We start from the raw sequence: 10,045 nt of genomic DNA, 5'->3' as shown, positions 1-10,045 counted from the left end.
ATCCAGGCCGACGGCCAGTTCGAAGTCGTGTCCGAGAGCGATCTCGTCCCCGGCGACGCCTGGTCCGATTTCCTGCCCGAGGACGTGGGCATCGAGGCCGACTGGACCGCTCCGATCAATTGCGGCCATTACGACACCGCCACCAAGACCTGCGGCGGCGCCGACGTCGCAACCGCCCAATAGCGGGATCCAACCCGGCGAGGGCGGTTTCGATCGCCCTCGCCGCCTAAGCATCCACAAACACGATGTCACCCCGGTACAGGCCGGGGCCCATCCTGAAATATCGAGATGGATTTCGGCCGGCGCCGGAATGACACCGGATTGTTGGTTAGATCGGGGCCGCCATGAAGTTCATCAGAAATATCATCACCCTGCTGATGATCCTTGGCGCACCAGTCGCCGCTACCCCCACCCTCGCGCAAACCGCCGACGCCACCCTCTCCCCGCTCGTCGACGCCTTGGCGCCCGGCAATTTCAAGGACCGCGAAGCCGCCATCGGCGTCCTGGTCACCACCGGTGACCCGCGCGTCGTTCCCATCCTGCAGGCCCTGACCGAAGGCGAACTCTATGTCGTCGAAGCCACCGGCAAGGTCGTCTTCACCGCCCCCAGCGGCACCAATATCAAGCTGACCGACCCGGTGACCGCTGCAGACCTTGGCGAAGTGCCCAAGGGCGAGGTTGAAAAGGTCAAGGTCAACAATGGCTTGCGCCGCGTCCTTCGCACTGCCATCGGCCAGATGACGCTGCTCAGCGAGGACACCCGCGTCCGCATGTCCGCCGCCCAGTCGGTGCTTCGCGATGCCGATGAAGCCAATCTCGAACTGCTCGAAACCGCCGTCGCCGCCGAAACCGATCCCGCCATCAAGCGCGTGATGGAAAACGCCCAGGCCGTGATCCGCCTCAAGAGCGCCGATGCCACGCTGGAGGAGAAACGAGCGGCCGTGCCCGTCGTTGCTGCGCTGGGTGGCCGCGATGCGCTCAGCATCCTCACCGCCTCCCTCGCCAACGCCCCGGACGAACTCAAGCCCGCCATCCAGGCCAGCATTGACGGACTGGCGCGCGATCGCGCCGTCTGGGACGCTGCGCAAAACGTCTGGTACGGCGTGTCGCTCGGCTCGGTCCTGCTGCTCGCCGCCATTGGCCTGGCCATCACCTTCGGCGTCATGGGCGTCATCAACATGGCCCATGGCGAAATGGTCATGCTGGGCGCCTACACCACCTTCGGCGTGCAGGAAATCATCCGCAACACCGCCCCCGGCCTGCTCGATTCTTCGCTGGCCATCGCCCTGCCCGCCGCCTTCCTCGTCACCGCCGCCATCGGCGTCGCCATCGAGCGCGGCATCATCCGCTGGCTCTATGGCCGCGCGTTGGAAACGCTCCTCGCCACCTGGGGCATATCGCTGATCTTGCAACAGCTGATCCGCTCCATCTTCGGCCCCACCAACCAGCAGGTCGGCAATCCATCCTGGATGACCGGCTCCTTCGATCTGGGCGGTATCAGCGTCACCTATACCCGTCTCTGGATCGTCGTTTTCGCCATCGTGGTCTTCCTGTCCTTGCTCGCCGTGCTCAACCGCACCGCCTTAGGCCTGCAGATGCGCGCCGTTACCCAGAACCGCCGCATGGCCTCGGCCATGGGCATCCGCACCCCCTATGTCGATGCCATGACCTTTGGCCTCGGCTCGGGAATTGCCGGCCTCGCCGGCGTCGCCCTCAGCCAGATCGACAATGTCTCGCCCAATCTGGGTCAGGCCTACATCATCGACAGTTTCATGGTCGTCGTCTTCGGCGGCGTCGGCAATCTCTGGGGCACGCTGATCGCTGCCATCACCCTGGGCATCGGCAACAAATTCCTCGAGCCTTATGCCGGCGCCGTCCTCGGCAAGATCCTGATCCTGGTCCTCATCATCCTCTTCATCCAACGCCGCCCCCGCGGCCTCTTCGCGCTCAAGGGAAGGTTCATCGAGGCATGAGTGCTCACAGGCAAACCCACTCATCCGTCGCTTCGCGACACCTTCTCCCACGAGGGGAGAAGTGGGACGCAGTGGCGCGGCAAACTCGATGCTCCCCTTCTCCCCTCGTGGGAGAAGGTGCCCCCAGGGCGGATGAGGGGGCCTTTGAAAACCAGAAGGCGTGCCCATGCTGACCCAGGCCCTCTTCCGCGCCCTCGACAAAAAGGCCGTCTGGCTCGTCGCCATCCTCTTGCTGGTCGCCATCGCCGTTCCCGCGTCCAACCTCCTGCTGCCCGCCGGCCATCCCCTGCATTTGCCGAACTACACCATTCCGCTGTTCGGCAAGTATCTGACCTTCGCCATGCTCGCCCTGGCGCTTGACCTGGTCTGGGGCTATTGCGGCATCCTCTCGCTGGGCCACGGCGCCTTCTTCGCGCTGGGCGGCTATGCCATGGGCATGTATCTCATGCGCCAGATCGGCACGCGCGGCGTCTATGCCAATGCCGACCTGCCCGATTTCATGGTGTTCCTCAACTGGCAGGAACTGCCCTGGTACTGGTACGGCATGGACAATTTCTGGTTCGCCATGGCCATGGTGATCCTGGTTCCCGCCATTCTGGCCTTCGTCTTCGGCTTCCTCGCCTTCCGCAGCCGGGTCACCGGGGTCTATCTGTCCATCATCACCCAGGCGATGACCTTCGCCCTGCTGCTCGCCTTCTTTCGCAACGACATGGGCTTTGGCGGCAATAACGGCCTGACCGATTTTAAGGACATCCTCGGCCAGCCCATCGCCGCCACCGGCACCCGCGCCGGCCTGTTCGCGGCCTCCGCCATCGCCCTGGCCGTCGCGGTCCTGCTCTGTTCGTTCATCGTTAATTCCAAGCTAGGCAAGGTCATGATCGCCGTTCGCGACGCCGAAAGCCGCACCCGCTTCCTGGGCTATCGCGTCGAATACGTGAAGCTCTTCGCCTTCGTCGTCTCCGCCATCATCGCGGGCATCGCCGGCGCGCTTTACGTCCCTCAGGTCGGCATCATCAATCCCGGCGAGTTCGAGCCGGCCAATTCCATCGAGGTGGTGATCTGGACGGCGGTCGGCGGCCGCGGCACCATTGTCGGCCCCATCCTCGGGGCCATCCTGGTCAACGTCGGCAAATCCTTTTTCACCGGCGCTTTCCCCGAAATCTGGCTGTTCGCACTGGGCGCGCTCTTCGTTGTCACCACGCTGTTCCTGCCCAAGGGCGTCGTCGGGCTCATCGGCCAGTGGCGCGCCGCCACGACGCGGCGCGAGCAGCATGATCGCACGGCGCCCCCGCCGCCTGCGCCCGCGCAGGTCGAGGCCGGCGTTGATCCCCAACCCCATCCGGCGGAGTAGGTCATGGCCGACAAGAGCGGCACCATGCTGTACCTCAATGGCGTTTCCGTCGCCTTCGACGGCTTCAAGGCCATCAACAAGCTCTCCATCATCGTCCATCCCGCTGAAATGCTGGCCATTATCGGCCCCAACGGCGCCGGCAAGACCACGATGATGGACATCATCACCGGCAAGACCCGCCCCGACGATGGCGAGGTGCTATTTGACGGCCGCACCGACCTCACCAGGCTGGACGAAGCCGCCATCGCCAATCTGGGCATCGGCCGCAAGTTCCAGAAACCCACCGTGTTCGAAAGCCAGACCGTCTGGGACAATCTGGAAATGGCGTTGAAGAAGCCGCGCCGCATTTTCCCCACCCTGTTCTATGTGGCCAGCGACGCCGACATCGCCCGGATCACCGAAATTCTCGACACCGTGCGCCTGCTGCCCCGCAAGCATGACCTCGCCGCCAATCTCAGCCACGGCCAGAAGCAATGGCTCGAGATCGGCATGCTCCTGGCCCAGGACCCCAAGCTGCTGCTGGTCGACGAGCCGGTCGCGGGCATGACCGACAGCGAAACCGTCGAAACCGCCAAGCTGCTCAAGGATATCGCCAGAACCCGCTCCGTCGTCGTCGTCGAGCACGACATGAGCTTCGTGCGCGACCTTGGCTCCCGCGTCACCTGCCTCGCCGAAGGCTCCGTTCTGGCCGAAGGCACACTGGAACAAGTCAGCGCCAATCCGGTGGTCATCGAAAGGTATCTGGGACGATGAAGGCCGATTTGCCGGTCAACACCCGTCCATCTAAATGGGTGTGTGCAGTTTCGCGGCGTCATTCCCGCGAAACCAGGAACCCACTCTTTGCCCGCGGTGATCGAAGAAATGAGGAGGAAGTATCATGACCGCCCTCTCCGTCCAGTCCATCGATCTGCATTACGGTGCCGCACAGGCGCTTAAATCGGTGTCCCTCGAGTGCAAACCCAATCGCATCACCGCCGTCCTCGGCCGCAACGGCGTCGGTAAATCCTCGACTCTGCGCGCCATCACCGGCATTAACGCCATCACTGCCGGCGAGATCATCTTCGACGGCCATCCGCTGAAGCGCTCGCCGCCCTACAAACGCGCTCGCCTGGGCCTCGGCTACGTTCCCCAGGGTCGCGAGATTTTCCCCCTGCTCACCGTCCGTGAAAACCTCGAAACCGGCTTTGCCAGCGTCGGCCGGGGCGAGCGCAACATCCCCGGCTACATTTTCGAGCTTTTCCCCGTGCTCAAATCCATGCTGGGCCGGCGCGGCGGCGATCTCTCGGGTGGCCAGCAACAGCAACTCGCCATTGGGCGCGCTCTGGTCACCCGGCCGAAAGTGCTGGTGCTCGACGAGCCCACCGAGGGCATCCAGCCCTCCATCATCAAGGATATCGGCCGTGCCTTGCAGTTCCTACGCGACGAGAAAGGCATGACCATCTTGCTGGTCGAACAATTCCTCGATTTTTGTCGCGAGATCGCCGACGACATCTACGTCATGGATCGCGGCGAGATTCAGCATGCGGGTCCCGCCAGCGACCTCGACCTGCCGGAGGTTCGCCGGCATCTTATGGTATGAAAAAACGCCCGGCGCGAGCCGGGCGTTCAAAACAAGGGAGTTAACGAAGTGTTACTGGCCGGTAACCAGACCGCCGGTCGTGCACGACTCGATAGTCAGGGTGTTCAAGTCAACCGAGGTCACGGTGGACTCGTCGGTGCCATTCACCTGGGGCGGATTGGTGATGGTTGCGTCGGCATTGTCGTCAGTATCGGCACTGTCTTCGCTGCCCATGTCGCTGTCATCCGAGCTTTCGGTGAGCGATTCGGTTGCGCCGGCATTGGCCAGTTCGTCACAACGAGCCTGGACCTTCGGCAAGTCATCGGCGCTGATCGTCACGCCATCGATCGTCTGAGCGGCGGCTGGGCCGGCAAAAGCAAGTGCGGTGCCGAGGGCGATAATCGAAACGAGGGTTTTGACCTGCATGGTGGTCTCCTTTTATCTTTTGACGCATGAGCATGGTCGCTCTGCCCAAACAACGCGGCTATTTGGAATTCGTTGCCTGCAATTTTGTCTTGGCGTCATTGGTACGATTATGTCGAATGCTATGAATGTACGAAGTGAGATAATGCCTGGTCCGCTGGCGCCGGCCATGCAGCGCGCCCGTGGCGTCGCGCGCATCGCCACCAAGCAGCGCGGCGGCGTCACCTGCATCGACACTCTGTATCAGGATGGCTGCGCCAAGATCCGCCTCCCCAACACCCATTCCAATGCGCTTGAGGCCGTCCTCATCAACACTGCCGGTGGCCTGACCGGTGGCGATTATCTGCAATGGTCTGCCGACGCCGCTCCCAATGGCACCATGGTGCTGACGACCCAGGCCTGCGAGCGCATCTACCGCTCCACCGGGGCCACTGCCCGCGTCGAGACGCGCCTGTCCGTCGGCGCCAACGCGCACCTCGATTGGCTGCCGCAGGAAACCATCCTGTTCGAGGCCAGCCAGGTCGATCGCCGCATCGAGATCAATCTGGCCGAAGGTGCGACCCTCACCGCCATCGAGGCTGTCCTGCTCGGCCGCGACGCGATGGGCGAAATGGCCGATGACGCCTACCTTCGCGACAACTGGCGCATTCGCCGCAACGGCCGACTGATCCATGCCGAGGCCACGCTGCTCACCGGCACCGGTTCCGAGCGTGTGGCGACGCCGCTCCTTGACGGCGCTCGTGCCTTCGCCACCATCCTGCATATCGGCCCGCTGGCTGCCCGTCGGCTGGACGCGGTGCGCGCCTTGATGCCCGCGGCCGGCCACATCGCTGCCAGCCTCGTCGGCGAGCGGCTGGTGATCCGCGCTCTGGCCAAAAGCGGGCTTGCGCTGCGCCGCCTGATTGTCCCAATACTAGCCGAACTTTCGGGCGCCGGCGCCCTGCCACGCCTGTGGCATCTCTAGGAAGATCGCATGAACCTCACGCCACGCGAAAAAGACAAACTGCTGATTTCCATGGCCGCCATTGTCGCCCGCAAGCGCCTTGAGCGCGGCGTCAAGCTCAACCATCCCGAGGCCATTGCGCTGATCACCGATTTCGTCGTCGAAGGCGCGCGCGACGGCCGCCCGGTGGCCGAACTCATGGAGGCCGGCGCCCACGTGGTCACCCGCGCCCAGGTCATGGAGGGCATCGCCGAAATGATCGCCGACATTCAGGTCGAAGCCACCTTCCCCGATGGCACCAAGCTGGTGACCGTCCACGAACCTATTCGGTGACCCCATGATTCCCGGCGAAATCATCCCCAGATCCGGCGATATCGAACTCAATGTCGGCGCCCCCCAGATCACCATCGAGGTCGCCAATACCGGCGATCGTCCGATCCAGGTCGGCTCGCACTACCACTTCTACGAAACCAATGCCGGCCTGCGCTTTGCTCGCGAAAAAGCCCGCGGCATGCGACTCGACATCGCCGCCGGCACCGCCATGCGTTTCGAGCCGGGCCAGGCCCGCGAGGTCAGGCTGGTGCCGCTGGGCGGCTCCCGCACCGTTTATGGCTTCCGCCAACAGATCATGGGACCGCTGTGAACCACCGGCGCGCCACCATGGCGAAACATCGCAAAAAATGCTCAAAGGTCGGCACATCAGGCCAATGGGACTCGTTTGCATGACCACCAGGGAACAGGAATTCAAACGCCGCTTTGCCGCCGTGTTGCTCGATCTGCAGCAGCACGGCATCAAGGACCCCGTCGCCATGATGCTACTGGGCAGCCTCGCTTCCGATTTGAGCCGCGATTTCAAAGCCGCCAACTGGACCCAGGCCAAGCAGGCCATGAGCAGCGCCAGCTACAACACGCTGCTGGCCCGGCTGCAAACCGAGGGCAATGCCCATGTCGCCGCCGGCCGCGACAAGCATTCCTACGCCATCCAGGCCCTGGCGATGTCGCTGGTCGCCCGCACCCAGCAGGCCGATCCCGACATGGTCACTGGCGCCCACCTTCTCGATACCGTCATCAACAGCGCCGTCACCGCCTATCGCAAACAGCCCAAGGCCGGTTGACCCCGTAATGGCGCATCGCAACGACCGAGCCGCCGTGCCGCTAAGTCCGGTCATCCACGTAAACGATGACCGAGCCGCTCACCGAGTTGGCCACCGCGATCACGTCCTTGACGGCATAGCCACCCGCCTCCAGCTTGGCCTTGATTGGCGCATTGTCCTCGAGCGAACCGCGCAGTTGCTCCAGTGCTGCCCCATCCGGCGTCATGGCATCATCCAGTCCTGCGCTGCCCTCCAGCGAGGACATCAGGACGATAGTGATCTCGGTATCATCGGGCACCGCGCTCAGATCGACCGGCGCGCCCCCCAGCACCGCCGGCGTCGCCTCGCCCTCGCCCGTTGCGGCCGGCTGCGCCGAGGCCATGCCTCCGACACACGCCACCAGCATGATGGCCAAGGCAGTTGCAGCAATTTTCGGCATGATCTCTCCTTGAGCAATACGACTCACGCGTCCTTGCCCCATCAATGGCCGGCATCGGCCAGGGTTGCGCCCATCATGCGTCCCAAGCGCCTCGCTACCCGACAATCCCGCGCCGACGCTGCCTCTTCCACCTGACGGAGCCCCGCCATGCCCGCTCGCATTTCCCGCGCCACCTATGCCGACATGTATGGCCCCACCACCGGCGACCTTGTGCGCCTGGCCGATACCGACCTGTTCATCGAGGTGGAAAATGACTTCACCGTCTATGGCGAGGAGGTCAAGTTCGGCGGCGGCAAGGTGATCCGAGACGGCATGGGCCAATCGCAGCGCACCCGTGCAGAAGGCGCCGTCGATACCGTCATCACCAATGCGCTGATCGTCGACCACACCGGCATCTACAAGGCCGATATCGGCCTCAAGGATGGCCGCATCCACGCCATCGGCAAGGCCGGCAATCCCGATACCCAGCCCGGCGTCACCATCATCATCGGCCCCTCCACCGAAGCCATTGCCGGCGAAGGCAAGATCGTCACCGCCGGCGGCATGGATGCCCATATCCACTTCATCTGCCCCCAGCAGATCGAGGAAGCCCTGATGAGCGGCATCACCACCATGCTCGGCGGCGGCACCGGCCCCGCCCATGGCACGCTGGCCACCACCTGCACCGGCGCTTGGCATATCGGCCGCATGATCGAAAGCTTCGACGCCTTTCCGATGAACCTGGCCTTGGCGGGCAAGGGCAATGCCTCCTTGCCCGCCCCGCTGGTCGAAATGGTCCTGGCCGGCGCCTCCTGCCTCAAGCTGCACGAGGACTGGGGCACCACCCCCGCCACCATCGACAATTGCCTCTCCGTCGCCGACGATTATGACGTCCAGGTCATGATCCACACCGACACGCTCAACGAGTCAGGCTTCGTCGAGGACACCATCGCCGCCTTCAAGGGCCGCACCATTCACGCCTTCCACACCGAAGGCGCCGGCGGCGGTCACGCCCCCGATATCCTCAAGGTCGCCGGCCTGCCCAACGTCATTCCGTCTTCCACCAATCCGACGCGCCCCTACACGGTCAATACCATCGCCGAGCATCTCGACATGCTCATGGTCTGCCATCACCTCTCCCCCTCCATCCCCGAGGACGTCGCCTTCGCCGAGTCCCGCATCCGTAAGGAAACCATTGCTGCCGAGGATATCCTGCATGACATGGGCGCGCTTTCGATCATCTCGTCCGACAGCCAGGCCATGGGCCGCGTCGGCGAAGTGCTGATCCGCACCTGGCAGACGGCCGACAAGATGAAAAAACAGCGCGGCCAGCTCGCCGTGGAAACCGGCGACAGCGACAATTTCCGCGTCAAGCGCTATATCGCCAAATACACCATCAACCCCGCCATCGCCCACGGCATGAGCCAGCACATCGGCTCGCTCGAAGTTGGCAAGCGCGCCGATCTCGTGCTCTGGAACCCCGCCTTCTTTGGCGTCAAACCCGACATGGTCCTCCTCGGCGGCTCCATCGCCGCCGCCCCCATGGGCGACCCCAACGCTTCCATCCCCACGCCCCAGCCCATGCACTACCGCCCCATGTTCGCCGCCTATGGCAAGCTACGCACCAATTCCTCCGTCACTTTCATCTCCCAGGCCGCCCACGACGATGGCCTGCGCGCCAAACTCGGCGTCGACAAGCAACTCGTTCCCATCGGCAACACCCGCAGCATCGGCAAAGCCTCCATGATCCACAACTTCGCCACCCCGGTGATTGAGGTAAACCCCGAAACCTACGAAGTGCGCGCCGACGGCGAACTCCTCACCTGCGACCCCGCAACCGTCCTGCCAATGGCCCAACGGTATTTTCTATTTTGACCGTTCAGGACTTTGACCTGACAACTGCTGGCCCAGGCAAAATCGTCTTTCCCCGACAAGCTGGAATCCAGCCCGGATTTCATGCCTAGTACGACCATGAAAAAGATCTCGATCAGTCCTCTATGACGTCGTTGGACGATGATTATGCTCTTTGGACCATGGAGCAGGCAGAACTCTTGCCCGCCGGCAAACGCGATTTGCTGGATGGAACTGGATCGTGTCCCACGAGTGGCGCGACCTCCTCCCCCTCCAGGGGGACTGCAGAGCGTCCCGCAGGGCAAATCGCTCCTGCGGAGCGATGTGAGCGATGAAGGCCATGAGAGCTACGCTCGAATGGCAAGGGTGGGGGTCTCGTTTGGCCCCGATCTGTCAGCTCTCTCGCCTCGCCTGGCACAATCCCGCCCACCCAC

11 protein-coding genes and 1 pseudogene are annotated in these 10,045 nt (G+C 63.5%); 10 read left to right on the top strand and 2 right to left on the bottom strand.

Annotation, left to right across the window (positions count from 1 at the left end; all coding sequences use genetic code 11):
* The 5 genes and pseudogenes from ACFE8X_RS17700 to urtE form a co-directional block, all read left to right on the top strand.
* Positions 1 to 183: pseudogene (locus ACFE8X_RS17700) on the top strand (urea ABC transporter substrate-binding protein); the annotation flags it as partial.
* A 161-nt stretch (positions 184 to 344) separates the two neighbouring features.
* Positions 345 to 1,973 carry an urea ABC transporter permease subunit UrtB gene (gene urtB / locus ACFE8X_RS17695; protein WP_375452823.1) on the top strand — a complete coding sequence of 543 codons (1,629 nt, stop codon included), beginning with the start codon at positions 345 to 347 and terminating at the stop codon, positions 1,971 to 1,973.
* A 166-nt stretch (positions 1,974 to 2,139) separates the two neighbouring features.
* On the top strand, positions 2,140 to 3,324 hold the full coding sequence (urtC, locus tag ACFE8X_RS17690) for an urea ABC transporter permease subunit UrtC (RefSeq protein WP_375452822.1): 1,185 nt from the start codon (positions 2,140 to 2,142) through the stop codon (positions 3,322 to 3,324).
* Positions 3,325 to 3,327: 3 nt separating this feature from the next.
* A complete protein-coding gene (gene urtD / locus ACFE8X_RS17685) occupies positions 3,328 to 4,077 on the top strand; it encodes an urea ABC transporter ATP-binding protein UrtD (RefSeq protein ID WP_375452821.1) in 750 nt (249 codons plus the stop codon).
* Between the two features lie 124 nt (positions 4,078 to 4,201).
* Positions 4,202 to 4,903 carry an urea ABC transporter ATP-binding subunit UrtE gene (gene urtE, locus ACFE8X_RS17680; protein ID WP_375452820.1) on the top strand — a complete coding sequence of 234 codons (702 nt, stop codon included), beginning with the start codon at positions 4,202 to 4,204 and terminating at the stop codon, positions 4,901 to 4,903.
* A 51-nt stretch (positions 4,904 to 4,954) separates the two neighbouring features.
* Here urtE and ACFE8X_RS17675 read toward each other — a convergent pair whose 3' ends face one another.
* Complete coding sequence (locus tag ACFE8X_RS17675) at positions 4,955 to 5,308, bottom strand: hypothetical protein (protein WP_375452819.1); 354 nt, start codon at positions 5,306 to 5,308, stop codon at positions 4,955 to 4,957.
* Between the two features lie 142 nt (positions 5,309 to 5,450).
* Here ACFE8X_RS17675 and ACFE8X_RS17670 point away from each other — a divergent pair, with 142 nt between their 5' ends.
* The 4 genes from ACFE8X_RS17670 (at position 5,451) to ACFE8X_RS17655 (ending at position 7,363) form a co-directional block, all read left to right on the top strand.
* The gene (locus ACFE8X_RS17670; protein ID WP_375452818.1) at positions 5,451 to 6,269 is read left to right on the top strand and encodes an urease accessory protein UreD; all 819 of its coding nucleotides are present in this window, start codon (positions 5,451 to 5,453) and stop codon (positions 6,267 to 6,269) included.
* Positions 6,270 to 6,278: 9 nt separating this feature from the next.
* Positions 6,279 to 6,581: an urease subunit gamma gene (locus ACFE8X_RS17665; RefSeq protein WP_375452817.1), complete on the top strand. Its 303-nt coding sequence runs from the start codon at positions 6,279 to 6,281 to the stop codon at positions 6,579 to 6,581.
* Between the two features lie 4 nt (positions 6,582 to 6,585).
* A complete protein-coding gene (locus ACFE8X_RS17660) occupies positions 6,586 to 6,891 on the top strand; it encodes an urease subunit beta (RefSeq protein WP_375452816.1) in 306 nt (101 codons plus the stop codon).
* A 79-nt stretch (positions 6,892 to 6,970) separates the two neighbouring features.
* Positions 6,971 to 7,363, top strand: coding sequence for a hypothetical protein (locus ACFE8X_RS17655; protein WP_375452815.1), 393 nt, complete (start codon positions 6,971 to 6,973; stop codon positions 7,361 to 7,363).
* Between the two features lie 40 nt (positions 7,364 to 7,403).
* Here the strand turns inward: ACFE8X_RS17655 and ACFE8X_RS17650 are convergent, their stop codons facing one another.
* On the bottom strand, positions 7,404 to 7,781 hold the full coding sequence (locus tag ACFE8X_RS17650) for a hypothetical protein (protein WP_375452814.1): 378 nt from the start codon (positions 7,779 to 7,781) through the stop codon (positions 7,404 to 7,406).
* A 147-nt stretch (positions 7,782 to 7,928) separates the two neighbouring features.
* On the opposite strand from ACFE8X_RS17650, the gene ureC reads away from it, so the two are divergent.
* Complete coding sequence (ureC, locus tag ACFE8X_RS17645) at positions 7,929 to 9,635, top strand: urease subunit alpha (protein ID WP_375452813.1); 1,707 nt, start codon at positions 7,929 to 7,931, stop codon at positions 9,633 to 9,635.
* The last annotated feature ends 410 nt before the right edge of the window (positions 9,636 to 10,045 follow it).

The organism is uncultured Devosia sp., assembly GCF_964244875.1.
In the GTDB taxonomy this organism is placed as follows: domain Bacteria; phylum Pseudomonadota; class Alphaproteobacteria; order Rhizobiales; family Devosiaceae; genus Devosia.
This window is presented reverse-complemented; position numbering and strand designations above follow the sequence as displayed.

Coding starts and splice junctions, on each gene's coding strand:
- urtC (WP_375452822.1), top strand. CDS start 2,140: ATGCTGACCCAGGCCCTCTTCCGCGCCCTCGACAAAAAGGCCGTCTGG.
- ACFE8X_RS17675 (WP_375452819.1), bottom strand. CDS start 5,308: ATGCAGGTCAAAACCCTCGTTTCGATTATCGCCCTCGGCACCGCACTT.
- ureC (WP_375452813.1), top strand. CDS start 7,929: ATGCCCGCTCGCATTTCCCGCGCCACCTATGCCGACATGTATGGCCCC.
- ACFE8X_RS17660 (WP_375452816.1), top strand. CDS start 6,586: ATGATTCCCGGCGAAATCATCCCCAGATCCGGCGATATCGAACTCAAT.
- ACFE8X_RS17665 (WP_375452817.1), top strand. CDS start 6,279: ATGAACCTCACGCCACGCGAAAAAGACAAACTGCTGATTTCCATGGCC.
- urtE (WP_375452820.1), top strand. CDS start 4,202: ATGACCGCCCTCTCCGTCCAGTCCATCGATCTGCATTACGGTGCCGCA.
- urtD (WP_375452821.1), top strand. CDS start 3,328: ATGGCCGACAAGAGCGGCACCATGCTGTACCTCAATGGCGTTTCCGTC.
- urtB (WP_375452823.1), top strand. CDS start 345: ATGAAGTTCATCAGAAATATCATCACCCTGCTGATGATCCTTGGCGCA.
- ACFE8X_RS17650 (WP_375452814.1), bottom strand. CDS start 7,781: ATGCCGAAAATTGCTGCAACTGCCTTGGCCATCATGCTGGTGGCGTGT.
- ACFE8X_RS17655 (WP_375452815.1), top strand. CDS start 6,971: ATGACCACCAGGGAACAGGAATTCAAACGCCGCTTTGCCGCCGTGTTG.
- ACFE8X_RS17670 (WP_375452818.1), top strand. CDS start 5,451: ATGCCTGGTCCGCTGGCGCCGGCCATGCAGCGCGCCCGTGGCGTCGCG.